This window comes from Pseudomonas sp., from assembly GCF_030147005.1.
Taxonomy (GTDB): Bacteria; Pseudomonadota; Gammaproteobacteria; order Pseudomonadales; family Pseudomonadaceae; genus Aquipseudomonas.
On sequence record NZ_JASLAW010000024.1, the window covers coordinates 1 to 23912 of the forward strand.

The window sequence follows — 23912 nt, forward strand, 5'->3', positions numbered from 1 at the left end:
GTTAAGCGCTAAAGCAGAACAACCTGCGACCTGTGGCGCGGGAGCTTGCTCCCGCTGGACTGCATAGCAAACCCATTTTTGGGGCCGCTTCGCGCCCCAGCGGGAGCAAGCTCCCTCGCCACAGTGACCGGTTCTGTCTTAGCTGACTGGCATTAGGGCTCGCCCCCGACAGCGGCGTGTCAGCCAACCTGCACATCACCGCCTCATCGCTATCGAAAGCAAGCCCACTCCCCTTTTTTTGCCCGCATTTATGCGACTTAGGTCGTTGAATTCCTCCTTCACATGCTTAGCCTGCTATCATTTGTAACCATTGATTGCCGCTCGCAGCAAAAAAAGACAAGCCACTCCCCAGAAGCGGCTGCCAAATCCGTGACCACATGATGAGGTGCCACCATGTCTGATCAAGATCAAGACAACCCCCGGCGTGACTTTTTGCGCAAATCCTTGACCTTGATCCCGGTGGTCACGGTTGCCAGCACCGGCCTTGGCGGTTCGATGCTGATGGCGACGCCAGAGCCTGTCCAGGCCGCGCCAGCCAAGCCTGTCCCCAATGACAAGGCGTATGAACCGACCTACTTCACCGCCGAAGAATGGGCGTTTATCAACGCCGCCGTCGAGCGTTTGATCCCCGCCGATGCCCAAGGCCCAGGTGCCCTGGAAGCCGGAGCTGCGGAATACATCGACCGCCAGATGAACACGCCGTACGCCAGTGGCGCGCTGTGGTTCATGCAAGGTCCATTCAACGCCGATGCCGCGCCGGAGATGGGCTGGCAGAGCAAATTGGTGCCTAAGGAAATCTATCGCCTGGGCATCGCTGCGACGGATGCGTGGTCGAAAGCGTTCAACGGTAAAGCTTTTGCTGCGCAAGACAGCGCTACCCGAGACGACATGTTGCGCCGCCTGGAGGCGGGCGGCGGTGAAGTGAGCGCTCATTTCGAGGCGGTCCCGGCGAAGATGTTCTTCAACCTGCTGCTGCAGAACACCAAGGAAGGTTTCTTCTGCGATCCCATCCACGGCGGCAATAAAGGCATGGTCGGCTGGACCATGATCGGTTTCCCCGGCGCCCGTGCCGACTTCATGGACTGGGTGGAGCGCAACGAGCAATACCCCTTCCCGGCTGTTTCCATTCGCGGCGAGAGGGCATAACCGTGGCGACCATCATGAAGAAAGTGGACGCGGTGATCGTGGGCTTCGGCTGGACCGGCGCGATCATGGCCAAGGAGCTGACCGAAGCGGGCCTCAACGTGGTAGCGCTGGAGCGCGGCCCGATGCAGGACACCTACCCGGACGGCAACTATCCCCAGGTCATCGACGAATTGACCTACAGCGTGCGTAAGAAACTCTTCCAGGACATTTCCAAGGAGACGGTGACCATTCGCCATAGCGTGAATGACGTCGCCCTGCCCAACCGTCAGCTTGGCGCCTTCTTGCCGGGCAATGGCGTCGGCGGTGCAGGCCTGCACTGGTCGGGCGTGCATTTTCGTGTCGATCCCATCGAGCTGCGCATGCGCAGCCACTACGAAGAACGTTACGGGAAGAACTTCATTCCCAAGGACATGACCATCCAGGACTTCGGTGTCAGCTACGAAGAGCTGGAGCCGTTTTTCGATTACGCGGAAAAAGTCTTCGGCACTTCCGGCCAGGCCTGGACCGTCAAAGGTCAATTGGTCGGTGAAGGACGCGGCGGCAACCCGTATGCGCCGGATCGCTCGAACCCGTTCCCGCTGGAGGCGCAGAAAAATACGGTCTCTGCGCAACTGTTTCAGAAAGCGGCTGCTGATGTGGGTTACAAACCCTACAACCTGCCGTCGGCCAATACCTCAGGGCCCTACACCAACCCTTACGGCGCGCAGATGGGGCCGTGCAACTTCTGCGGCTTCTGCAGTGGCTACGTGTGCTACATGTACTCCAAGGCGTCGCCGAACGTAAACATCCTGCCGGCATTGCGCCAAGTGCCGAATTTCGAGCTGCGGCCCAATTCCCACGTGCTCAAGGTGAACCTCGACAGCACTCAGAAAAAAGCCACTGGTGTGACCTATGTCGACGGCCAGGGTCGGGAGTGCGAGCAACCGGCAGACCTGGTCATCCTCGGCGCGTTCCAGTTCCACAACGTGCGCCTGATGCTGCTGTCGGGCATCGGCAAGCCTTACGACCCGGTTACCAATGAAGGGGTGGTGGGCAGGAACTTTGCCTACCAGAACATGGGCACCATCAAGGCGTTCTTCGACAAGGACACCCACACCAACAACTTTATCGGCGCGGGCGGCAATGGCGTGGCCATCGACGACTTCAACGCCGACAACTTCGACCACGGCCCCCACGGTTTCGTGGGCGGCTCGCCGATGTGGGTCAACCAGGCGGGCAGCCGGCCGATTGCCGGCACCTCCAACCCACCGGGCACCCCGGCCTGGGGCAGCGCGTGGAAGCGCGCCACTGCCGATTACTACACCCACCAAGTGTCGATGGACGCCCACGGCGCCCATCAATCCTACCGGAGCAATTACCTGGATCTGGACCCGGTTTACCGCGATGCCTACGGCCTGCCGCTCCTGCGAATGACCTTCGACTGGCAGGAAAACGACATCAAGATGAACCGCTTCATGATGGAGAAAATGGGCAAGGTCGCCCAGGCCATGAATCCCAAGGCGATCGCCGTACTCGGCAAAAAGGTCGGCGAGCATTTCAATACTGCCGCGTACCAGACCACTCACCTCAACGGCGGCGCGATCATGGGTACCAACCCGAAAACCAGTGCGCTGAACCGCTACTTGCAGAGCTGGGATGTACACAACGTGTTTGTCCCGGGGGCGTCCGCTTTCCCGCAAGGTTTGGGCTACAACCCTACCGGGCTGGTGGCGGCGCTGACGTACTGGTCGGCCCGAGCGATCCGCGAGCAGTACCTGAAAAACCCCGGCCCGCTGGTTCAGGCATAAGGAGCGATGACTATGAAAGCCCTCGTTATCGCCTCTATGGCGCTGTTCAGCAGTTGCTCGGTCAGCGCGGCTGAAACTGACCTGGTCAAGCAAGGTGAATACCTGGCCCGCGCCGGTGACTGTGTGGCCTGCCACACCGCCAAGGGCGGCAAGCCATTCGCCGGCGGCCTGCCGATGGAAACGCCCATTGGCGTGATTTACTCCACCAACATCACCCCGGACAAGACCGGCCTGGGCGACTACAGCTTCGAGGACTTCGACAAGGCCGTGCGCCATGGCGTCGCCAAGAACGGTAGTACGCTTTACCCGGCGATGCCCTACCCGTCTTACGCGCGTGTCAGCGACAGCGATATGCAGGCGCTATATGCCTATTTCATGAAAGGCGTTGAGCCGGTCGCCCAGGAGAACCAGGACAGCGATATTCCCTGGCCGTTAAGCATGCGCTGGCCCCTGGCGGCGTGGCGCTGGATGTTTGCGCCGGCTGTCAAGGAGCATCAGGTGCCCGCCGCCGCAGACCCTGTGGTCAGCCGTGGCGCTTATCTGGTGGAAGGCCTCGGCCATTGCGGTGCGTGCCACACGCCACGCGCCCTGACCATGCAGGAAAAAGCCCTGAGCGCCACTGACGGCGACGCGTTCCTGTCCGGCAGCGCGCCGTTGGAAGGCTGGATTGCGAAAAGCCTGCGCGGCGACCACAAGGACGGCCTCGGCAGCTGGAGCGAAGAGCAACTGGTGCAATTTCTCAAGACCGGTCGCAGTGATCGCAGTGCAGTGTTTGGCGGCATGAGCGATGTGGTGGTGCACAGCATGCAATACATGTCGCAAGACGACCTGACCGCTATCGCCCGTTACCTCAAGAGCCTGCCGGCGGTGGACCCCAAGGACTCCCCGCACCAGTACGACAATCACGTGGCCCAGGCGCTGTGGAAAGGTGATGACAGCAAGCCGGGCGCATCGGTGTATATCGACAATTGCGCGGCCTGCCACCGTACCGACGGGCATGGCTACACGCGAGTGTTCCCGGCGCTGGCGGGCAACCCGGTGGTGCAGACGGCGGATGCCACGTCGTTGATCAACATCGTGCTGAACGGCGGCACCCTGCCCGCCACCCACGCCGCGCCGTCGACCTTCACCATGCCGGCATTCGCCTGGCGTTTGTCGGACCAGGAAGTGGCGGACGTGGTCAGTTTCATCCGCGGCAGCTGGGGCAATCAAGGCGCGCCCGTGAGTGCAAGTGAGGTGGGCGACCTGCGCAAGAATGATATGCGCACCACCTCCGGTGACGATTTGGGGCAGGTCACGCAGAAGCACTGACCGCCAGACGGCACTGGTCAGAAACCCCGCGCCTCGCTACTGTATATAAAAACAGTATCGAGGCGTTTTCATGAGCACTGCACTGCCACCCCGTGGCCGGGGCACGGCCACCAACCTGCATAACCGTTTCGCGCCCACCGTCAGCGTGGCCGAGGACGACGGCTGGTTTCAGGAAGTACCGGCCACCCAGGGCACCGAAGTGCGTATCGAAACGGCCAAAACCATCATCACCCGCAATAATTCGCCGGACTTGCCGTTCGATCGCTCGATCAACCCTTATCGTGGCTGTGAGCATGGCTGCATCTACTGCTATGCGCGGCCCAGCCATGCGTATTGGGACATGTCGCCGGGGCTGGATTTCGAAACCAGGCTGATTGCCAAGAGCAACGCCGCCGACGTGCTGGAGCAGCAGCTGTCCAAACCTGGATATGTGTGTGCGCCGATCAACCTGGGCTCCAACACCGACCCCTACCAGCCTATCGAGCGTGAATACAGGATCACCCGGCAAACCCTTGAAGTGCTGCTGCGCTATCGGCACCCGGTGACCATCATCACCAAGGGCTCATTGATTCTGCGCGACCTCGACCTGCTCGCCGAGCTGGCCAGCCAACGGCTCGTAGCGGTGATGATCAGCCTCACCAGCCTGGACGACGAACTCAAGCGCATCCTGGAGCCTCGCACGGCGGCGCCCAAGGCGCGGTTGCGGGCGATACGGGTGATGCGCGAGGCAGGCATCCCGGTAGGTGTGCTGTGCTCACCGATGATTCCGATGATCAACGACAGCGAATTGGAAAGCCTGCTCACCGAGGCCCATGCCGCAGGCGCGCAAAGTGCCGCGTACATGATGTTGCGCCTGCCGCTCGAGGTGGCGCCGTTGTTCGAAGAGTGGCTGGCGGCGCATTACCCGCAGCGGGCGGCGCATGTGATGAGCCTGGTGCGTCAGGTGCGTGGCGGCGAGGTGTATGACAGCCGTTTCGGCGTGCGCATGCGCGGCGAAGGGCCTTTTGCCGATTTGCTGGCGCAACGTTTCAGCAAGGCGATCAAACGTCTGGGGCTCAATCGCCGTGAAGGCTTCGATCTGGATTGCAGCGCTTTTTGTCCACCGGGCAGGCAGATGGCATTGTTGTAGACTGGAAAGGAAATATGCGAAACATCTGTAGGAATAATCGCGTTTTAATATCACTGAAACCCACGACCTAGAGCGGTTCATTCAGTTTGAGTTAAGTTTCGGTGGGTACCTTGTTCAACGAGTGACTGATGAGTCGGCGCCCTGGCCCCGTGGAAGTTTCCCAACTATTTCACTGCCCAGGCGTCGAACTGAGCTGAACACTTTCCCTGCATTGATCAAGAGGATGAATCATGAGTGATAAGGATAAACAGCCGTTGGCTGCGTCGGCTTCAGCCCCTCAGGTGGCGGATAGCGCCGATGCAGCGCTGCAGCATATCGTCGACGGCTTTTTGCATTTTCATCACGACGTCTTCCCCCAGCAGGAAGAGCTTTTCAAGAAACTCGCCACGGCCCAGAGCCCGCGCGCGATGTTCATCACCTGCGCCGACTCGCGCATCGTGCCCGAACTGATCACCCAGAGCTCGCCCGGCGACCTGTTCGTGACTCGCAACGTGGGTAACGTGGTCCCTCCCTACGGCCAGATGAACGGTGGCGTTTCCACCGCCATTGAGTACGCGGTACTCGCCCTTGGCGTACAGCACATCATCGTTTGCGGGCACTCCGATTGCGGCGCCATGCGTGCGGTGCTCAACCCCGACAGCCTTGAGAAGATGCCGACGGTCAAGGCCTGGTTGCGTCATGCCGAGGTGGCTAAAGCCATGGTCCACGACAACTGCGACTGCGCCAATGAAGGCGAGAGCATGAAGGTGCTGACCGAAGAAAACGTCATCGCCCAGTTGCAGCACCTGCGCACCCACCCTTCCGTGGCTTCGCGCATGGCCAATGGCCAATTGTTTATTCACGGCTGGATCTACAACATCGAGACCAGCGAGATCCGGGCTTACGACGCGGATCAGTCGGCGTTCCGACCGCTAGGCGGCGAAGGCCCGATTCCATCCGCGACGCCTAAAGCGCGCTTCTAACACACTTCCCTGCCGGGTAAAGCGGTGGCTGCCAAGGATGCAGCCAGGCTTTACCGCGCCCGGCGAATGCCTCGGGAGAGTCATCATGCGTGCTGCTCAATTGAAAGCTGTTTTGCCTCGGGAGCTGCTCGCCTCCGTGGTGGTATTTTTGGTCGCCCTGCCCTTGTGCATGGGGATCGCAATCGCGTCCGGCATGCCGCCGGCGAAGGGTTTGCTCACCGGCATCATCGGTGGTCTGGTGGTGGGCTGGCTGGCGGGTTCTCCGCTGCAAGTCAGTGGCCCGGCAGCGGGCTTGGCGGTGTTGGTGTTCGAGCTGGTGCGCCAGCACGGCATGCTGATGCTGGGGCCTATCCTGTTGCTGGCGGGTTTCCTGCAGTTGGTGGCCGGGCGTCTGCGGCTGGGCTGCTGGTTCCGCGTGACGGCGCCGGCAGTGGTGTACGGCATGCTGGCGGGGATCGGCGTATTGATTGTGCTGTCGCAGGTCCATGTGATGCTCGACGGTGCGCCCAAACCGTCGGGGCTGGATAACCTGGCAGGCTTCCCGGCCGCCTTGGCCGAAGCGATTCCCACCCTCGGCGGCGGGCTCGGCTGGCAGGCGGGCTTGCTCGGGTTATCGACGATGCTGGTGATGTACCTGTGGGATAAATTCCGGCCACAAAAATTGCGCTTCGTGCCAGGCGCTCTTCTGGGTGTAGGCCTGGCGACAGTGACCAGCCTGGTGCTGGCCTTGCAGGTCAAACGCGTAGAAGTGCCGGAAAACCTGTCCGATGCCATCGATTGGCTGCGCCCCAGCGACCTGCTCAACCTGGCTGACCCGCAATTGCTGATCGCCGCATTCGCCGTCGCGTTTATCGCCAGTGCTGAAACGCTGCTTTCCGCCGCAGCGGTGGACCGCATGCACAGCGGGCAGCGTTCGGATTTCGATAAGGAGCTGTCCGCTCAAGGCGTAGGCAATATGCTGTGCGGACTGGTCGGCGCCTTGCCGATGACCGGCGTGATTGTGCGCAGCTCGGCCAACGTCCAGGCGGGCGCCACCACGCGCTTGTCAGCGATGTTCCATGGCCTGTGGCTGCTGGGGTTCGTGCTGTTGCTGTCGAGCGTGCTGCAGAGCATCCCGGTGGCGAGCCTGGCGGGCGTGCTGGTGTATACCGGGATCAAGCTGGTGGACGTGAAGGCGTTCAAGGCATTGGGGCGTTATGGCCGGATGCCGATGTTCACTTATGCAGCCACGGCGTTGGCGATCATCTTCACCGACCTGCTGACGGGTGTACTGGTGGGCTTCGGGCTGACGCTGGTCAAGCTGGCCTTCAAGGCATCACGGCTGAAAGTCAGCCTGATCGATTTGCCGCAGGACGGCGAAATGGAATTGCGCCTGACCGGCGCGGCGACGTTCCTGAAAGTACCCGCTTTGACTCAGGTGCTGTCGACCATACCGATGGGAACCACCGTGCATGTGCCGCTCAATAACTTGAGTTATATCGACCACTCCTGCCTCGAGTTGCTGGAGGAATGGGCAAGGGCCAATGCGGCCAAGGGCTCGAAACTGGTGATTGAGGCGCGTGGGTTGAAGCGCCGGTTGGAAGGTCGCGTGCGAACGACGGTGGGGATCGGGTCAGCGCCTGCCTGAACACCCCAACACCCTGTGGGAGCCGGGCTTGCCTTAATGCCAGTCAGTTAAGGAGGAGCGCTTTACCGTGGCGAGGGAGCTTGCTCGCGCTGGACTGCGCAGCAGTCCCATTTTCTGGGGTCGCTTCGCGGCCCAGCGGGAGCAAGCTCCCTCGCCACAGGCCGACGGTTGCCTGCTCTAGCGCTTAACTGACCGGCATTAGGGCTTGCCTCGATAACAAAGTGTCAGTCACACATCAGGTGACTGCCCGCCGCTATCGCGTGCAAGCCCGACGCCTACAGTGATCCTGGTAAGTCCGCGCGTTACACCGGCTGGTCCAGCGCCAGTTCAACGCCCAGCTGGCGCGACAGGCATGGCCAGCGTTTCCACGCAGCTTCCGTGTTCGGGCTTTTGAGCGTTTCGCGATATGCCTCGACCGACTCCAGCGCAAAGCTCTCTTCGTTTAGCATCTCATCAACCGCCAAGTGCACTGCTTCATCCAGCTGATTGGCGAAGTCTTCGCCGATCAATTGGTGTGCAATCAGGTTGGCGACCGTGGTATCCGCCGGAATCAGCGGCTGGCCGAAATGCTTGATATACAGATCGTTGACCTCTTCCACCAGCCGATGGGCCAGGTAGGCCTCGTCCAGCAGGCCATCCAAACCTTCGTGGCCGGCCAGAATCGCCGGTGGCTGCAAGAAAAAGTGCTCGGCAATTTTCAGCACAGGCTTGATCTGGCTTTCGATCCCGGCTTCGCGCGCGACGTCGTTGGCGGCTTCGAGTAAATCCGGCACGAGGTCGATATAGGCGGTGACAAAGCGCGTCATGACCATATTGCGGTCACCGTCAGCCAGGGAAATGGCCGAATGCAGGTGCGGCAACTGTTTTTCCAGTTGCTGGGCAAGCTGGCCCGTCGTGGCTTCGTGTTGATGGGCACGGGAAATCTGCTCGCGCAATGCGGCGGTGTTCATGAAGGCTCCGGTCGGACATAGAAAAACAGAGGGGTTAAGGTAGCTCGTTAATACGAGCACCTAAGACGCATTTGTCATAATTATTTCATGGTTATACATAGACGTTATATCGAAATGCCATCGTTCGTCGGATAAACGATTCCGCCGCCCATTTTGCTGGGCTCCGTCCGTCTGTTTCTACTCATTTGCCCCTACACATTGCGGGGTCGCTGCGGCTGTCTATACTCGGATTTGTACGCAATTAGCTGATGACGCCCAACTGCATGACGCAGGCAAGGCTTGGCGGTTGTAAGCAGTTTGGAAGCCGCTCCCTTGGCCGCAGGTGCAAACCGGCGGGATAACAAGAACCATAAAGGGGAACCCGCAATGATGCGACATCCACACGTTTGGATGGGCTTGCTGTTGTGGTCGGTATTCGGCCGGGCCCACGCCGCCTGGACAACGAATATGGCGCCAGGGGCTACTGAAGTCAGTCACGCTGTGTTTGACCTGCACATGACCATTTTCTGGATCTGTGTAGTGATCGGCATCATCGTGTTTGGCGCGATGTTCTGGTCAATGATCCTGCACCGCCGGTCCACGGGTCAGGTAGCGGCCAAGTTCCACGAGAGCACCACGGTAGAAATTCTCTGGACCGTGGTGCCGCTGCTGATTCTGGTGGCCATGGCCATTCCAGCGACCAAAACCTTGATCAACATTTACGACAGCAGTGAGTCGGATATCGATATCCAGATCACCGGGTATCAGTGGAAGTGGCACTACAAATACCTGGGCCAGGACGTGGAGTTCTTCAGCAACCTGGCCACACCTGCCGAGCAGATCCGTAACCAGGCCACCAAGGGCGAGCACTACCTTCTTGAGGTCGACCAGCCGCTGGTGCTGCCGGTCGGGGCGAAAGTGCGCTTTCTGGTGACCGCCGCCGATGTGATCCACTCATGGTGGGTGCCGGCCTTTGCGGTCAAGCGTGACGCCATTCCAGGCTTCGTCAACGAGGCCTGGACCCGTGTCGAGAAGCCCGGCATCTATCGCGGCCAATGCGCCGAACTCTGCGGCAAAGACCACGGCTTCATGCCCATTGTGGTCGAGGTCAAATCCAAGGCGGACTACGACACCTGGCTCGGCGAGCGCAAGCAAGAGGCGGCCAAGCTCAAGGAGCTGACCTCCAAAGAGTGGACGCTGGAGGAACTGGTGGCCCGCGGCGACAAGGTCTACCACACCACCTGCGTGGCCTGTCACCAGGCCGAAGGTCAGGGCCTGCCGCCGATGTTCCCGGCGCTCAAGGGCTCGAAAATCGCCACCGGCCCCGCCGCCGACCACCTGAACATTGTCTATCACGGCAAGCCCGGTACCGCGATGGCGGCCTTCGGCAAGCAACTCTCGGAAGTGGATATCGCCGCCGTGGTGACCTACGAGCGCAATGCCTGGGGCAATAACAAAGGCGACATGGTCACGCCCAAAGACGTGCTGGCTCTGAAACAGGCGGAAAGCAAATGACTACTTTCATTGCAAATGCCCTGAATCGCCCCGCTTACTCGCTTGCAGGAGAACGGCCATGAGCACTGTGATCGATGACCATGGTCACGCCGACCACGCCCACGGCCCCGCAAAGGGGTTGATGCGCTGGGTGCTGACCACCAACCATAAAGACATCGGCACGATGTACCTGTGGTTTGCCTTCACTATGTTCCTGCTGGGCGGTTCGTTCGCCATGGTGATTCGCGCCGAGCTGTTCCAGCCGGGCCTGCAGATCGTGGAGCCGGCGTTCTTCAACCAAATGACCACCATGCACGGCCTGATCATGGTGTTCGGTGCGGTGATGCCGGCGTTTGTCGGCCTGGCCAACTGGATGATCCCACTGATGATCGGCGCGCCGGACATGGCCCTGCCGCGCATGAACAACTTCAGTTTCTGGCTGCTGCCGGCGGCGTTCCTGCTGCTGGTGTCGACCCTGTTCAGCCCCGGCGGCGGGCCGAATTTCGGTTGGACTTTCTATGCTCCACTTTCCACCACCTATGCGCCGGAAAGCGTGACGTTCTTCATCTTTGCCATCCATTTGATGGGCATCAGTTCGATCATGGGCGCGATCAACGTGGTTGCAACCATCCTCAACTTGCGCGCTCCGGGCATGACCCTGATGAAAATGCCGCTGTTCGTATGGACCTGGCTGATCACCGCGTTCCTGCTGATTGCGGTAATGCCCGTGCTGGCCGGTTGCGTGACCATGATGCTGATGGATATCCACTTCGGCACCAGCTTCTTCAGCGCGTCGGGCGGTGGCGACCCGGTGCTGTTCCAGCATGTGTTCTGGTTCTTCGGCCATCCCGAGGTGTACATCATGATCCTGCCGGCGTTCGGTGCCGTCAGCTCGATCATCCCGACCTTCTCGCGCAAGCCGTTGTTTGGCTACACCTCGATGGTCTACGCCACGGCCAGCATCGCGTTCCTGTCGTTCATCGTGTGGGCGCACCACATGTTCGTGGTCGGCATTCCACTGGTGGGCGAACTGTTCTTCATGTACGCCACCCTGCTGATCGCGGTGCCTACCGGGGTCAAGGTGTTCAACTGGGTCAGCACCATGTGGCAAGGCTCGCTGACCTTCGAGACGCCGATGTTGTTTGCGGTGGCGTTCGTGATCCTGTTCACCATCGGCGGTTTTTCGGGGCTGATGCTGGCGATCGCGCCGGCGGACTTCCAGTACCACGACACTTACTTCGTGGTGGCGCATTTCCATTACGTACTGGTACCCGGCGCGATCTTCGGCATCTTCGCCTCGGCCTACTACTGGCTACCGAAATGGACCGGCCACATGTATGACGAAACCCTGGGCAAGCTGCACTTCTGGCTGTCTTTCGTGGGCATGAACATGGCGTTCTTCCCGATGCACTTCGTGGGCCTGGCCGGCATGCCGCGCCGGGTGCCGGACTACAACCTGCAGTTCGCCGACTTCAATATGGTTTCCTCGATTGGCGCGTTCATGTTCGGTGCCACGCAGATCTTTTTCCTGTTTATCGTGATCAAGTGCATCCGTGGCGGCCCGCCCGCGCCGGCCAAACCGTGGGATGGCGCCGAAGGCCTGGAGTGGAGCGTGCCCTCGCCCGCGCCGTACCACACCTTCACCACGCCGCCGGAGGTCAAATGAACCAACCTCCGCAAACCCCCTGTGGGAGTTGGCTTGCCTGCGATAGCGGTGCGTCAGGCGCCGAAACCATCGCCTGCCAGGGCCTTATCGCAGGCAAGCCGGCTCCCACAGAACGTCAAAAGCGAGCGCTGCGCCATGGCTGAGTCCGTGCCCCTCAAACGCTTGGTCACGCGCCTGTTGATTCTGGTGCTGGCGATGTTCGCCTTCGGCTTTGCCCTGGTGCCGATTTACGACGTGATGTGCAAAGCGTTCGGCATCAACGGCAAGACCGGTGGGCAATACGAGGGCGAGCAGGTCGTCGACCCGTCGCGCCAGGTGCGGGTGCAGTTTTTGTCCACCAATGCCATCGATATGGTCTGGGAGTTCCATGCCAAAGCCGACGAGGTGGTGGTCAATCCGGGGGCGGTGAACGAGATGCTGTTCGTGGCCTACAACCCTACCGACAAACCGATGACCGCCCAGGCGGTGCCGAGCATTTCCCCGGCCGAAGCGGCGATGTACTTCCACAAAACCGAGTGTTTTTGCTTCACCCAGCAAGTGCTGCAGCCAGGTGAGCGCATCGAAATGCCGGTGCGCTTCATCGTCGATCGCGCCATGCCCAAGGGTGTGAAGCATTTGACGCTGGCCTACACGCTGTTCGATATCACCGCGCGCCAGCCGCCCGTGGCGGCCCGCAGCGGCGGCTAGCTACTGTTTGCCCGCTCAATCAGGAGAGCGAATACATGTCGACTCATGATACGTACTACGTACCAGCGCAAAGCAAATGGCCGATAATTGCCACGATTGGCCTGTTGGTCACCGTGTATGGGCTTGCCGTCTGGTTCAACGACCTCAAGGCGTTGCGCCCGGAATCCCACGGGCCGTGGATCTTTTTCGTCGGCGGCCTGTTGCTGGCCTACATGCTGTTCGGCTGGTTCGGTGCGGTGATCAAGGAAAGCCGCGCCGGTTTGTACAGTGCGCAAATGGACCGTTCGTTTCGCTGGGGCATGAGCTGGTTTATTTTTTCCGAAGTGATGTTTTTCATCGCGTTCTTCGGCGCGCTGTTTTACGTGCGCACCTGGTCGGGGCCATGGCTGGCGGGTGAAGGGCCCAAGGGCATCGCGCATATGTTGTGGCCGAATTTCGAGTTCGCCTGGCCGTTGCTGAATAATCCGGACCCCACGTTGTACCCGGCGCCCAAGGGCACGATCAGCCCGTGGGGCCTGCCGTTGGTCAACACCATCCTGTTGGTGAGCTCCAGCGTGACCATCACCATTGCCCACCATGCCTTGCGCAAAGGGCATCGCGGCGCGCTGAAGATCTGGCTGGCAATCACCGTATTACTGGGCCTGGCGTTTCTCGGGTTCCAGGCCGAGGAGTACATCCACGCCTACAAAGAGCTGGGCCTGACGCTGGGCTCGGGCGTGTACGGCGCGACCTTCTTCATGCTCACCGGGTTTCACGGCGCCCACGTGACCATCGGCACGATCATTCTGTTTGTGATGCTGATGCGCATCTTGAAGGGGCATTTCAATGCCGAGCATCAGTTCGGTTTCGAGGCGGCCAGTTGGTATTGGCACTTTGTGGACGTGGTGTGGATCGGGCTGTTTTTCTTTGTGTATGTGCTGTGAGCGGCTCTACCACGGCGCATGCGAGACCAACTGGCCACTAAAAAAGCCCCAGGCGATCAGCCCCACGGTGATTGCGGCCAGCACGACACGCACGGTCAGGGCGGTGACGAGGCGGTTGGACTGGCCCTCGTCCTTGACCAGAAAGAACAAGCCACTGAACAGGCTCGCGACGGTCGCGATCAGCATCAGGGCAATGGCGGCTTTGAGCATGGTCTGGCTCCGGGCTTTATGGGGAGGGGGCAATGAAATCCAGTATAGCCAGTGCCAGGCAGCGCTTCCGGCCCGGCATCGCGCCGACGTTGGTGGTGCTGATGCTGCTGCCGTTGATGATCGGCCTGGGGTTCTGGCAACTGTCGCGCGGTCATGAAAAACAGCAGTGGGTGGACGCTTACGCGCAGCGGCGTGCCGCCCAGCCCATAAGCAGCGAGCAGCTTGAAGGGAGCGCCGATCCGGCCTTTCGCAGGGTTCAGTTACGCGGCAACTTCGATGCCGAACACAGCGTGTTGCTCGACAACCGTATGCGCGACGGCAAGGCCGGTGTTGAACTGTTGCAACCCTTCCATGACCAGGCCAGCGGCCTATGGTTATTGCTCAATCGCGGCTGGCTGCCGTGGCCGGACCGACGCACGCCCCCGGCGTTCAGCACCCCGGATCAGCCTGTGAATCTCGTTGCCTGGGTGTACGTCACCCCCGGCGAAACCTTCCAGTTGCAGGTCGACCCCGCGACCGCGCGATGGCCGCGCCTGCTGACGGCATTGCACCCGGTCGCCCTGTGGACTGAATTGGGCCGCAGCGGCTTTGCCTATGAGCTGCGCGCCGAAGCCGGCCCCGGTACGTACGACGTCACCTGGCCGGTGGTCGCCATGGGGCCGGAAAAACACCTGGGGTATGCGGTGCAATGGTTCGCCATGTCGCTGGCGCTGCTGGCGCTCTACCTCTACCTCGGATGGCATAACGCAAAGGAGAAGCACCATGGGAGCAGCCATGAATCCACTCAACATGTCTGAAGCGCCGGACCGTCGTAAGGGCCGCTGGCAGTTGATCCTGATCGTGCTGATGGTGGTGGGCCCGATGGTGTTGGCGACCTTTATGTACAAGCTGCAATTTTGGGTGCCGGACAGTCGCAGTTATCACGGTGAAATGATCGGTAACGGCCAGACCCGCGCGGACATAGGCGTGCAGGCCGATGAGGATCGCTGGCAGCTGCTGGTCACCGCTCCCGCCGCCTGCGCGGCCGAGTGCCAGCAGCTCGTGTATCTGGCGCGCCAGCTGCAGATCGGCCTGGGTCGCGATGCGTCCCGCGCCAGCCACGCGTTGGCCAGTGCGCAGCCGGTCGGCACCGACTACGCCGCCAAGCTGAAGGCCGAATACCCGCAATTGCGACGCTACTCACTGGATGTGCCGACCTTCAATCGCAATGCCGCCGCGCCTGGCGATGCGCAACTGTGGATCGTCGACCCCCACGGGAACCTGGTGCTGCGCTATGACGCCAAGGTCAAGGGCAAAGACTTGCTCAACGACCTGCGCCTGCTGCTGAAACTGTCGAACATCGGATAAGGGCATCGTCATGGCCAAGCCTGGGTTTCGCCTCGCGCTATTTGCCACCTTGCTGGCGCTGGTCGTCGTATTGCTCGGCGCCTATACCCGGCTGACCCATGCCGGCCTCGGATGCCCGGACTGGCCGGGTTGCTACGGCTTTATCGGCGTGCCGCAAAGCGCCGCCCAATTGGCCCATGCCGAACTGCATTTTCCGGATACCCCGGTGGAGGCCGACAAAGGTTGGGCCGAGATGACTCACCGCTACTTTGCCGGCACCCTCGCCATGCTGATCGCGCTGCTGGCGGCGCGTGCATGGCGCCACCGACGCGACCCCGGCCAGCCAGTGAAATTGCCGTTGTTTGTATTGATTGTCGTCTTCGCCCAGGCGGCGTTTGGTATGTGGACCGTAACGCTCAAGCTGTGGCCGCAAGTGGTCACGGGGCACCTGTTGGGCGGCTTTGCCACCTTGAGCCTGTTGTTCCTGTTGACCCTGCGCCTGTCCGGTGTGTTGCCCGCGTTGACCGTGCCCAAGCGCCTGCAATATTGGGCAGCGGCCGGGTTGGTGCTGGTGATCGGGCAGATTGCGTTGGGCGGTTGGGTCAGCTCCAACTATGCGGCGGTGGCCTGTGTCGATTTGCCGACGTGTCATGGCCAATGGTGGCCGGCAGCGGACTTTGCCAATGGCTTTCACCTCACCCAGCATATCGGCCCTAACTACCTGGGCGGCCAGCTGGACAGCGATGCGCGTACGGCCATTCACCTCGCCCATCGCGCGGGAGCGGTGCTGGTCACACTGGTGCTGCTGGGGCTGGCCTGGCAATTACGCGTGGTGGGTATGACGCGGCTGGCGGGCTTGTTGTTGATCGCCCTGGCGGCGCAAATCAGCCTGGGCCTGAGCAACGTGGCTTTCGGCTTGCCGTTGCCGGTGGCGGTGGCTCATAACGCCGGGGGCGCAGCGCTGTTGCTGAGCCTGGTACTGGTCAATTACCACGCGCGCGCCAGCCTGGTTCGGGTGCTCCAACCACGGCCGATCGCCTGGCGTTTGATTCCGCGCAAACAGGTAGCGGGCCTGATAACCCTTAAAGGAGAGATGCCATGGCGTCCTTGATCGGCGCACGTCACGGCCAGGCAATCTGGCGTGACTATCTGGAGCTGACCAAACCCAAAGTGGTGGTGCTGATGCTGATCACCTCGCTGGTGGGCATGTTCCTCGCCACTCGCGCCGGGGTGCCGTGGACGGTGCTGGTTTTCGGCAATCTGGGCATCGCCTTGTGTGCGGGCGCCGCAGCGGCGGTCAACCATGTGGTGGACCGGCGCATTGATGCAGTGATGGCGCGGACTCACAAACGGCCATTGGCCGAGGGCCGGGTCTCGCCGGCTGCGGCGCTGGCCTTTGCGTTGTTCCTGGCATTGGCGGGCCTGGCGATGTTGCTGGCGTTCACCAACCCCCTGGCGGCATGGCTGACCCTGGCTTCGTTGCTGGGCTATGCGGTGATCTACACCGGCTTTCTCAAGCGCGCGACGCCGCAGAACATCGTCATCGGTGGCCTGGCCGGTGCCGCGCCGCCGCTGTTGGGCTGGGTCGCCGTGACCGGGCATGTCAGCGCCGAACCCCTGTTGCTGGTGCTGATCATCTTCGCCTGGACGCCGCCGCACTTCTGGGCGCTGGCCATCCACCGCAAGGAAGAGTACGCCAAGGCCGATATTCCGATGCTGCCGGTCACCCACGGCGAGCACTACACCAAGGTGCATATCCTGCTCTACACCTTAGCCCTGCTGGCGGTGAGCCTGATGCCCTATGTCATCCACATGAGCGGGTTGTTGTACCTGGCCTGTGCGCTGGTATTGGGCGGGCGCTTTCTGCAATGGGCCTGGGTGCTGTACCGTGGCAGCAAGCCGCACGCGGCGGTCAACACCTTCAAGTACTCTATCTGGTACTTGCTGTTGCTGTTCATTGCCCTGCTCGTAGACCACTACCTACTGTTGAACCTATGACTCGAACTCAAAAAACTGTCTTCATTCTTGTTGCCCTGGTGGCGTTGATCATGGGCCTGACCGTCAACAAAGTGCTCTCGGGCAAAGGCCAGGGCGACCCGACTGCGCTGATCGACGCCGGCATCATCCTGCTGCCGCAGAGTCGCCAGCTGCCTGCGGTGAGCATGACCAACCAGGACGGCCAGCCGGTGCTGGTCAATGAGCTCAAAGGCAAATGGAGCCTGCTGTTCTTCGGCTATACCTTCTGCCCAGACATCTGCCCGACCACCCTCGCCCAACTGCGCCAGATCAAGAGCGAACTGCCCAAAGACGCGGTGGATAAGTTGCAAGTGATCCTGGTCAGCGTCGACCCGAACCGCGACACCCCGACCCAACTCAAGCAGTACCTGGGTTACTTCGATCCACAGTTCGAAGGCCTGACCGGTGCGAATGTGCAGGATGTGCAGAAACTCTCGAATGCCGTGAGCATTCCCTTCATTCCGGCGGATACCAGCAAACCCAACTACACCGTCGACCACAGCGGCAACCTGGCGCTGATCGGGCCCGATGGGACGCAGCGCGGGTTTATCCGTGCGCCGCTGAACAGCCAGAAGCTGGTGGCGCAATTGCCGGGGTTGTTGCAGCGCAAATAAGCCGATCACCTGCCCGGCAGGGCCACGGTGTAGAGAATGCGCGGGGGACACGGTCCACCAACCAGCCGCCAGGAATTGCATCGCGGATGCGGGCGCTGGCTTGCCTGCGATGGCGCCAGGTCAGCCTTTTCAGGTACTGGCCCACTGCAATTGCAGGCAAGCCACCCATAGGGGTTTGTGCAAAGTTTGAACAGTGTGGCGTCGGATATTTCCCGCAAGATGTCGCGCCCTGCATGAACTTGTTGGGCGCTCTTGGGGTGGCTAGTCTTTGCCCTGTCGCTGCAAATTCAGTGACAGGGTGTGGAAGCCCTTATATCGTTAGGCGCACAAAGCGCCACCTAGTGTCAGGCGCTTTTTCTTGCCTGTGTTTTATGGTGGTTGTGCGCGGGGCACTCTCGAGTGCGCCGGGTGCCTAACGTCCCGGTCTTCCACACCTGCGTACAGCCGCCACCCATTACGTGGAAGTAGTGCTTGGCGGTCCCTTGATACGTTAGGAGCCAGACCATGCAAGTACTTACCCCTGATCCCCCCATCACCCCCGAAGTATTCACCCGCCACCATCACCAACTGCACGCCGTGCTGGTCGATGGCCAGCCGTGGTTCAGTGCCTCTGACATCGGCCATCTGATGGGCCTTCACCTCAACACGGCGTTACTGCGAAAACTCGACCCCGATCAACAACACACCCTGCCCCTGATCACCCACGGTCAGTGCGCGCCGACTTTGATGATCAGTGAGTCTGGGGTCTATGCGATGCTCATCTATCACTACTACCCGGAGAACCGTTGTTTGCGTCAATGGCTGACCCACGAGGTCATTCCCGTGCTGCGCGGCAAGCAGCGGATAAGTGTGTCGGCCTGATCTTTCAGGCAACGCAAAGCAAAAGTGGGAGCTGGCTTGCCTGCGATTGCGGTGGGTCAGCCAGCCTATTAGCCACTGTTCCAACGCTATCGCAGGCAAGCCAGCCCCACATTTGATCTTCAGTGTTTTGGAGGTCGAGACCAATCAGAACGCCGGCAGAATCGCGCCTTTGTACTTCTCGAGGATGAAGGCTTTCACTTCAGGCGTGTGCAGCGCTGCAACCAGCTTCTTCACCGCGTCCGAATCTTTGTTGTCTTCGCGGGTCACCAGGATGTTCACGTAAGGCGAGTCGTTGCCTTCGATCACCAGGGCGTCCTTGGACGGGTCCAGCTTGGCTTCCAGCGCGTAATTGGTGTTGATCAGCGCCAGGTCGACCTGGGTCAGCACCCGCGGCAGGGTGGCGGCTTCCAGTTCGCGGAACTTCAGGTTCTTGGTATTACCGGTGATGTCCTTGATGGTCGACAGGATGTCGGTCGGGTCCTTCAGGGTGATCAGGCCGTTTTTGGCCAGCAGCAACAGGGCGCGGCCGCCGTTGGTGGCGTCGTTCGGGATCACCACGTTGGCGCCATCAGGCAGCTCGTCCAGCTTCTTGTATTTGCTCGAGTACGCGCCCAGCGGTTCCAGGTGCACGCCGCCGACGCTTACCAGGTGAGTGCCCTTGGCCTTGTTGAATTCATCCAAGTACGGCTGGTGCTGGAAGAAGTTGGCGTCCAGGCGCTTTTCAGCCACCTGCACGTTCGGCTGTACGTAGTCGGTGAAGACTTTGACTTGCAGGTCCACGCCTTCTTTAGCCAGCGCAGGTTTCACGAACTCCAGGATTTCTGCGTGCGGCACCGGCGAGGCAGCGACCGTGATGGTCTCGGCGTGGGCGGAAAACGCGGCAACGGCGGCGAAAGCAACCAGTAGTTTTTTCATCCAGCAAGCTCCTTGTTCGGGTATTTGCCGGCACCAGGCCGGCAATGGCCGTTATTTTCGAGAAAAGTGCACCACCAGCCGGTCGCCGACGGTTTGCAGAATTTGCACCAGGATCAACAGCATCACCACGGTGACCACCATCACATCGGTCTGGAAGCGCTGGTAACCGAAACGGATCGCCAGGTCGCCCAGGCCACCGGCACCGACCACGCCGGCCATCGCCGTGTAGGACACCAGTGTAATCGCCGTCACCGTAATTGCCGCGAAAATGCCGGGGCGGGCTTCGGGCAGCAGGGCGTTGGTGATGATCTGGCGGGTGCTGGCGCCCATGGATTGGGTGGCCTCGATGATGCCACGGTCTACTTCACGCAACGCGGTTTCTACCAGGCGCGCGAAGAATGGCGTGGCGCCAACGACCAGCGGCGGAATCGCACCCGCTACGCCCAACGAAGTGCCGGTAATCAGCACTGTGAACGGGATCATTACGATCAACAGGATGATGAACGGCAGCGAGCGCAGGATGTTCACGATCAGCGACAGCAGCGCGTACAGGCCTTTTTGCTCGAACAGCTGGCGCGGGCTGGTCAGGAACAACAGCACGCCCAGGGGCAGGCCCAACAGCACGGTGAAGAACAGCGAGCCGAACAGCATGGTCATGGTATCGCCGGTGGCGAGCCAGATTTCGGACCAGTCGATGTTGGCGAAGAAACTCAAGAAAACGTCCATCAGCGCAGGACCTCCATGTGAACGTCGGCGGCGGTGAAGCGCGCAAACGCGGCGTCCATGTCACCGCCGGTGACGGCGAGGGTCAGTTGCCCGTAGGGAATGTCTTTGATGCGGTCGATACGACCGGCGAGGATGCTGTAGTCCACCCCCGTTTCTCGGGCGACGGTACCCAGCAATGGCGCGTAGGTCGCTTCGCCTTGAAAGGTCAGGCGCACGATGCGGCCCGGCACGTGGGCGAAGTCGTCGCGCTGCTCGCCTTCATCCACCTGTTCGGCTTCCTGGACGAAGCGCTTAGTGGTCGCATGCTTGGGATGCAGGAACACATCGGCCACCGAACCTTGCTCGACGATCACGCCGGCGTCCATCACCGCCACTTGGTCGCATACGCGGCGAATCACGTCCATTTCATGGGTGATCAACACGATGGTCAGCTTCAGCTCGCGGTTGATTTCGGCCAACAGTTGCAGCACCGAGGCGGTGGTTTGCGGGTCGAGGGCGCTGGTGGCTTCATCGCACAGCAGAATCTTTGGTTTGGTGGCCAGGGCGCGGGCGATGCCGACGCGCTGCTTCTGGCCGCCGGACAACTGCGCCGGGTACTTCCTGGCGTGGTCCGACAGGCCGACGCGGGCGAGCAACTCGGCCACGCGCAGGTCGATGTCCTTGCGCGACAATTCGCCGGCCAATGTCAGTGGCAGCGCAACGTTGTCCGCAACGGTCTTGGACGCCAGCAGGTTGAAGTGCTGGAAGATCATTCCGACTTGCTGACGGAAACGACGCAGGCCGTTGGCATCCAGTGCGGTGACTTCTTCGCCGTCAACCGTGATCCGCCCGCCACTGGGTTCTTCGAGGCGGTTAATCAGGCGCAGCAGGGTACTTTTTCCCGCACCCGAGTGGCCAATCAGGCCAAACACCTGGCCGTTTTCGACGCGCAGGCTGGTGGGGTGCAGGGCGGGAATATCCTTACCGGCGACGCGGTAGGTTTTATGGACGTTTTGAAACTCGATCACGTAGCGAACCTTGTGGGGCGCATGGAAAAGGGATCAGCGGTTAGCCGGGCGCGCATTTTAGCCTGTCCGTTCAACGTTTCTTAGCATTTATTTCGTATCCATCCAGCGATTTGGCAATAACGAGACCGAAGGTCATAAAAAGGGAACGGCCCAAAACCCTGTCAGTCACTAGTTAGGCAATTCGATGTCTTGGGTGCCGTGCCCGGGATTTCGCTTAAACGAGCCGGGGACTGCTCTGGCCACGTTGACTAAGGAGTTTTGACTGATGAGTACCAATAAGCCAGCCACCCCGCCGAAGAGTGAACTCGCGGGCACTGATACCGTGGACCGAGGCAATACCAACGCCAAACTGCAGGCGTTGGAAGAATTCCGTTCCGATGCGACCGGCCAGGCCCTGCGCACCAACCAGGGCGTGAAGATTTCCGACAACCAGAACACCTTGAAGGTCGGCGCCCGTGGCCCTTCGCTTCTTGAAGACTTCATCATGCGTGAAAAGATCACGCACTTTGACCATGAACGCATCCCGGAGCGCATCGTGCACGCCCGCGGTACCGGCGCGCATGGTTATTTCCAGAGCTACGGCGACCACTCGGCGCTGACCAAGGCTGGTTTCCTACGGACTCCGGAGCATAAAACCCCGGTATTCGCACGTTTTTCCACGGTGCAGGGCCCGCGCGGTTCCGGTGACACCGTGCGTGACGTGCGTGGTTTCGCTGTGAAGTTCTTCACCGACGAAGGCAACTTCGACCTGGTGGGCAATAATATGCCGGTGTTCTTCATTCAGGACGCGATCAAGTTTCCCGACTTCGTGCACGCCGTTAAACCTGAACCGCACAACGAGATTCCTACAGGCGGATCGGCGCACGATACGTTCTGGGACTTTGTCTCGCTGGTGCCGGAGTCGGCGCACATGGTGGTTTGGGCGATGTCTGACCGCGCCATTCCGAAAAGCCTGCGTGCCATGCAGGGCTTTGGTGTGCATACCTTCCGTTTGATCAACACCGAAGGCAAATCGAGCTTTGTGAAGTTTCACTGGCGTCCAAAAGTCGGTACCTGCTCGCTGGTATGGGACGAAGCGCAAAAGCTGGCCGGTAAAGACACCGACTACCACCGTCGCGACCTGTGGGAAGCCATCGAGAGCGGCGATTACCCTGAGTGGGAGCTGGGCGTTCAGATCGTTGCAGAAGAAGACGAGCATAAATTCGATTTCGACCTGCTCGACCCGACCAAGATCATCCCGGAAGAACTGGTACCGATTACCCCGCTGGGCAAGATGGTGCTGAACCGCAACCCGGACAACTTCTTTGCCGAGGTCGAGCAGGTGGCGTTCTGCCCAGGCCATATCGTGCCGGGTATCGACTTCACCAACGACCCGCTGCTGCAAGGTCGTCTGTTTTCCTACACGGATACCCAAATCAGCCGACTGGGTGGCCCGAACTTCCATGAGATCCCGATCAACCGCCCGGTTGCACCGAACCACAACAACCAGCGCGATGCCCAGCACCGCACCGTAATTGACAAGGGGCGCGCTGCTTACGAGCCGAACTCCATCGACAGCGGCTGGCCGAAGGAAACGCCTGCAGGTCCTACCGACGGCGGTTTTGAGTCCTACTACGAGCGGATCGATGCCAATAAGGTCCGCGAGCGCAGCGAATCGTTCGGCGACCACTTCTCCCAGGCCACGCTGTTTTTCAACAGCATGAGTCACCACGAGAAAGAGCACATCATCGCCGCCTACAGCTTCGAGTTGGGCAAGGTCGAGCGTGAACATATTCGTGCCCGCCAGGTGAATGAGATTCTGGCCAATATCGACCTGGAACTGGCCAAGCGCGTAGCGCAGAACCTGGGCTTGCCGGCGCCGACCAAAGGCACCGTGCCTGTGCGCGAAACCTCGGTGAAAACTTCGCCGGCCCTGAGCCAGGTGAATTTGCTTTCGGGCGACATCAAGACGCGCAAAGTGGCGATTCTGGCTGCCAATGGCGTGGACGGCGCGGCGATTGATGCAATGAAAAAAGCCCTGGAGGCTGAAGGTGCCCATGCCAAGTTGCTGGGGCCGACGTCGGCGCCTGTGACCACGGCCGATGGCAAGTCGCTGCCGGTGGATGCGTCGATGGAAGGCATGCCGTCCATTGCGTTTGACGCGGTGTTTATCCCAGGCGGTAAAGCGTCGGTGGACGCGCTGAGCGGTGACGGCGTAGCGTTGCATTACGTACTGGAAGCGTACAAACACCTGAAGGCCATTGCGGTTGGCGGTGACGTGAAGCCCTTGTTGGATCTGCTGAAGCTTGAGGCGGATGCGGGGTTGATCGTGGGTGCGGATGCCAAGGCGTTCGAGGCGTTCTTCGCTGCGATTGCCCAGCATCGGGTCTGGGATCGTGAGCCGAAGGCCAAGGCGATTCCGGCTTAATTTTTTGGTTGTTTGTTAATCGTCATCGGGGGGCAAGCCCTAATGCCGGTCAGTTAAGCGCTAAAGCAGAAAAACCTGCGACCTGTGGCGAGGGAGCTTGCTCCCGCTGGACTGCGTAGCAGTCCCATTTTTGGGGCCGCTTCGCGCCCCAACGGGAGCAAGCTCCCTC

Annotated in this window: 22 protein-coding genes; 17 read left to right on the forward strand and 5 right to left on the reverse strand. The window is 60.7% G+C overall.

Annotated elements, in window-relative coordinates:
* The first annotated feature begins 393 nt into the window (after nucleotides 1–393).
* The 6 genes from Q1V60_RS01795 (at nucleotide 394) to Q1V60_RS01820 (ending at nucleotide 7962) form a co-directional block, all read left to right on the forward strand.
* Nucleotides 394–1146: a gluconate 2-dehydrogenase subunit 3 family protein gene (locus Q1V60_RS01795; protein ID WP_300626944.1), complete on the forward strand. Its 753-nt coding sequence runs from the start codon at nucleotides 394–396 to the stop codon at nucleotides 1144–1146.
* A 2-nt stretch (nucleotides 1147–1148) separates the two neighbouring features.
* Nucleotides 1149–2933: a GMC family oxidoreductase gene (locus tag Q1V60_RS01800; protein ID WP_300626945.1), complete on the forward strand. Its 1785-nt coding sequence runs from the start codon at nucleotides 1149–1151 to the stop codon at nucleotides 2931–2933.
* 12 nt (nucleotides 2934–2945) lie between these two features.
* Nucleotides 2946–4244, forward strand: a complete 1299-nt coding sequence (locus tag Q1V60_RS01805) for a cytochrome c (RefSeq protein WP_300626946.1) — start codon at nucleotides 2946–2948, stop codon at nucleotides 4242–4244.
* 70 nt (nucleotides 4245–4314) lie between these two features.
* Nucleotides 4315–5373: a PA0069 family radical SAM protein gene (locus Q1V60_RS01810; protein ID WP_300626947.1), complete on the forward strand. Its 1059-nt coding sequence runs from the start codon at nucleotides 4315–4317 to the stop codon at nucleotides 5371–5373.
* A 230-nt stretch (nucleotides 5374–5603) separates the two neighbouring features.
* Nucleotides 5604–6335 carry a carbonic anhydrase gene (locus Q1V60_RS01815; RefSeq protein ID WP_300626948.1) on the forward strand — a complete coding sequence of 244 codons (732 nt, stop codon included), beginning with the start codon at nucleotides 5604–5606 and terminating at the stop codon, nucleotides 6333–6335.
* Between the two features lie 85 nt (nucleotides 6336–6420).
* A complete protein-coding gene (locus Q1V60_RS01820) occupies nucleotides 6421–7962 on the forward strand; it encodes a SulP family inorganic anion transporter (protein WP_300626949.1) in 1542 nt (513 codons plus the stop codon).
* 302 nt (nucleotides 7963–8264) lie between these two features.
* Here Q1V60_RS01820 and Q1V60_RS01825 read toward each other — a convergent pair whose 3' ends face one another.
* On the reverse strand, nucleotides 8265–8912 hold the full coding sequence (locus Q1V60_RS01825; RefSeq protein WP_300626950.1) for a hypothetical protein: 648 nt from the start codon (nucleotides 8910–8912) through the stop codon (nucleotides 8265–8267).
* 366 nt (nucleotides 8913–9278) lie between these two features.
* Here Q1V60_RS01825 and coxB point away from each other — a divergent pair, with 366 nt between their 5' ends.
* The 4 genes from coxB (at nucleotide 9279) to Q1V60_RS01845 (ending at nucleotide 13661) form a co-directional block, all read left to right on the forward strand.
* Complete coding sequence (coxB, locus tag Q1V60_RS01830) at nucleotides 9279–10406, forward strand: cytochrome c oxidase subunit II (protein ID WP_300626951.1); 1128 nt, start codon at nucleotides 9279–9281, stop codon at nucleotides 10404–10406.
* Nucleotides 10407–10464: 58 nt separating this feature from the next.
* Nucleotides 10465–12051 carry a cytochrome c oxidase subunit I gene (gene ctaD, locus Q1V60_RS01835; protein ID WP_065933600.1) on the forward strand — a complete coding sequence of 529 codons (1587 nt, stop codon included), beginning with the start codon at nucleotides 10465–10467 and terminating at the stop codon, nucleotides 12049–12051.
* A gap of 135 nt (nucleotides 12052–12186) precedes the next feature.
* Nucleotides 12187–12738 carry a cytochrome c oxidase assembly protein gene (locus tag Q1V60_RS01840; RefSeq protein WP_300626952.1) on the forward strand — a complete coding sequence of 184 codons (552 nt, stop codon included), beginning with the start codon at nucleotides 12187–12189 and terminating at the stop codon, nucleotides 12736–12738.
* A 35-nt stretch (nucleotides 12739–12773) separates the two neighbouring features.
* Nucleotides 12774–13661 (forward strand): cytochrome c oxidase subunit 3, encoded by an 888-nt coding sequence (locus Q1V60_RS01845; protein ID WP_300626953.1) that lies wholly within the window; start codon nucleotides 12774–12776, stop codon nucleotides 13659–13661.
* 6 nt (nucleotides 13662–13667) lie between these two features.
* On the opposite strand, the gene Q1V60_RS01850 is transcribed toward Q1V60_RS01845, so the two are convergent.
* Nucleotides 13668–13871 (reverse strand): twin transmembrane helix small protein, encoded by a 204-nt coding sequence (locus tag Q1V60_RS01850; RefSeq protein ID WP_300626954.1) that lies wholly within the window; start codon nucleotides 13869–13871, stop codon nucleotides 13668–13670.
* A gap of 32 nt (nucleotides 13872–13903) precedes the next feature.
* On the opposite strand from Q1V60_RS01850, the gene Q1V60_RS01855 reads away from it, so the two are divergent.
* The 6 genes from Q1V60_RS01855 (at nucleotide 13904) to Q1V60_RS01880 (ending at nucleotide 18688) form a co-directional block, all read left to right on the forward strand.
* Nucleotides 13904–14668: an SURF1 family protein gene (locus Q1V60_RS01855; protein ID WP_300626955.1), complete on the forward strand. Its 765-nt coding sequence runs from the start codon at nucleotides 13904–13906 to the stop codon at nucleotides 14666–14668.
* Entirely contained in the window at nucleotides 14634–15218 is a 585-nt protein-coding gene (locus Q1V60_RS01860; RefSeq protein WP_300626956.1) for a hypothetical protein, read from the forward strand. The genes Q1V60_RS01855 and Q1V60_RS01860 overlap by 35 nt, the downstream gene beginning before the upstream one ends.
* A gap of 10 nt (nucleotides 15219–15228) precedes the next feature.
* Nucleotides 15229–16308 carry a COX15/CtaA family protein gene (locus Q1V60_RS01865; RefSeq protein ID WP_300626957.1) on the forward strand — a complete coding sequence of 360 codons (1080 nt, stop codon included), beginning with the start codon at nucleotides 15229–15231 and terminating at the stop codon, nucleotides 16306–16308.
* Nucleotides 16296–17195 (forward strand): heme o synthase, encoded by a 900-nt coding sequence (gene cyoE / locus Q1V60_RS01870; protein ID WP_300626958.1) that lies wholly within the window; start codon nucleotides 16296–16298, stop codon nucleotides 17193–17195. The genes Q1V60_RS01865 and cyoE overlap by 13 nt, the downstream gene beginning before the upstream one ends.
* Nucleotides 17192–17827 (forward strand): SCO family protein, encoded by a 636-nt coding sequence (locus Q1V60_RS01875; protein WP_300626959.1) that lies wholly within the window; start codon nucleotides 17192–17194, stop codon nucleotides 17825–17827. The genes cyoE and Q1V60_RS01875 overlap by 4 nt, the downstream gene beginning before the upstream one ends.
* A gap of 504 nt (nucleotides 17828–18331) precedes the next feature.
* Nucleotides 18332–18688: a Bro-N domain-containing protein gene (locus Q1V60_RS01880; RefSeq protein WP_300626960.1), complete on the forward strand. Its 357-nt coding sequence runs from the start codon at nucleotides 18332–18334 to the stop codon at nucleotides 18686–18688.
* A gap of 144 nt (nucleotides 18689–18832) precedes the next feature.
* Here the strand turns inward: Q1V60_RS01880 and Q1V60_RS01885 are convergent, their stop codons facing one another.
* The 3 genes from Q1V60_RS01885 to Q1V60_RS01895 are packed head-to-tail and all read right to left on the reverse strand — an operon-like array spanning nucleotide 18833 to nucleotide 21336.
* Entirely contained in the window at nucleotides 18833–19603 is a 771-nt protein-coding gene (locus tag Q1V60_RS01885; RefSeq protein WP_300626961.1) for a MetQ/NlpA family ABC transporter substrate-binding protein, read from the reverse strand.
* A 51-nt stretch (nucleotides 19604–19654) separates the two neighbouring features.
* Nucleotides 19655–20329, reverse strand: coding sequence for a methionine ABC transporter permease (locus Q1V60_RS01890; RefSeq protein WP_005783435.1), 675 nt, complete (start codon nucleotides 20327–20329; stop codon nucleotides 19655–19657).
* Entirely contained in the window at nucleotides 20329–21336 is a 1008-nt protein-coding gene (locus tag Q1V60_RS01895) for a methionine ABC transporter ATP-binding protein (protein WP_300626962.1), read from the reverse strand. The genes Q1V60_RS01890 and Q1V60_RS01895 overlap by 1 nt, the downstream gene beginning before the upstream one ends.
* Before the next feature lie 265 nt (nucleotides 21337–21601).
* Between Q1V60_RS01895 and katE the strand changes: the two genes are divergently transcribed.
* Nucleotides 21602–23743, forward strand: a complete 2142-nt coding sequence (gene katE / locus Q1V60_RS01900) for a catalase HPII (protein WP_300626963.1) — start codon at nucleotides 21602–21604, stop codon at nucleotides 23741–23743.
* Nucleotides 23744–23912: the final 169 nt, after the last annotated feature.

Excerpts from the sequence above, each read along its gene's own strand:
- Q1V60_RS01795 (WP_300626944.1), top strand. The coding sequence starts at position 394 with ATGTCTGATCAAGATCAAGACAACCCCCGGCGTGACTTTTTGCGCAAA.
- Q1V60_RS01805 (WP_300626946.1), top strand. The coding sequence starts at position 2,946 with ATGAAAGCCCTCGTTATCGCCTCTATGGCGCTGTTCAGCAGTTGCTCG.
- Q1V60_RS01810 (WP_300626947.1), top strand. The coding sequence starts at position 4,315 with ATGAGCACTGCACTGCCACCCCGTGGCCGGGGCACGGCCACCAACCTG.
- Q1V60_RS01815 (WP_300626948.1), top strand. The coding sequence starts at position 5,604 with ATGAGTGATAAGGATAAACAGCCGTTGGCTGCGTCGGCTTCAGCCCCT.
- Q1V60_RS01820 (WP_300626949.1), top strand. The coding sequence starts at position 6,421 with ATGCGTGCTGCTCAATTGAAAGCTGTTTTGCCTCGGGAGCTGCTCGCC.
- Q1V60_RS01825 (WP_300626950.1), bottom strand. The coding sequence starts at position 8,912 with ATGAACACCGCCGCATTGCGCGAGCAGATTTCCCGTGCCCATCAACAC.
- coxB (WP_300626951.1), top strand. The coding sequence starts at position 9,279 with ATGATGCGACATCCACACGTTTGGATGGGCTTGCTGTTGTGGTCGGTA.
- ctaD (WP_065933600.1), top strand. The coding sequence starts at position 10,465 with ATGAGCACTGTGATCGATGACCATGGTCACGCCGACCACGCCCACGGC.
- Q1V60_RS01840 (WP_300626952.1), top strand. The coding sequence starts at position 12,187 with ATGGCTGAGTCCGTGCCCCTCAAACGCTTGGTCACGCGCCTGTTGATT.
- Q1V60_RS01845 (WP_300626953.1), top strand. The coding sequence starts at position 12,774 with ATGTCGACTCATGATACGTACTACGTACCAGCGCAAAGCAAATGGCCG.
- Q1V60_RS01850 (WP_300626954.1), bottom strand. The coding sequence starts at position 13,871 with ATGCTCAAAGCCGCCATTGCCCTGATGCTGATCGCGACCGTCGCGAGC.
- Q1V60_RS01855 (WP_300626955.1), top strand. The coding sequence starts at position 13,904 with ATGAAATCCAGTATAGCCAGTGCCAGGCAGCGCTTCCGGCCCGGCATC.
- Q1V60_RS01860 (WP_300626956.1), top strand. The coding sequence starts at position 14,634 with ATGGGAGCAGCCATGAATCCACTCAACATGTCTGAAGCGCCGGACCGT.
- Q1V60_RS01865 (WP_300626957.1), top strand. The coding sequence starts at position 15,229 with ATGGCCAAGCCTGGGTTTCGCCTCGCGCTATTTGCCACCTTGCTGGCG.
- cyoE (WP_300626958.1), top strand. The coding sequence starts at position 16,296 with ATGGCGTCCTTGATCGGCGCACGTCACGGCCAGGCAATCTGGCGTGAC.
- Q1V60_RS01875 (WP_300626959.1), top strand. The coding sequence starts at position 17,192 with ATGACTCGAACTCAAAAAACTGTCTTCATTCTTGTTGCCCTGGTGGCG.
- Q1V60_RS01880 (WP_300626960.1), top strand. The coding sequence starts at position 18,332 with ATGCAAGTACTTACCCCTGATCCCCCCATCACCCCCGAAGTATTCACC.
- Q1V60_RS01885 (WP_300626961.1), bottom strand. The coding sequence starts at position 19,603 with ATGAAAAAACTACTGGTTGCTTTCGCCGCCGTTGCCGCGTTTTCCGCC.
- Q1V60_RS01890 (WP_005783435.1), bottom strand. The coding sequence starts at position 20,329 with ATGGACGTTTTCTTGAGTTTCTTCGCCAACATCGACTGGTCCGAAATC.
- katE (WP_300626963.1), top strand. The coding sequence starts at position 21,602 with ATGAGTACCAATAAGCCAGCCACCCCGCCGAAGAGTGAACTCGCGGGC.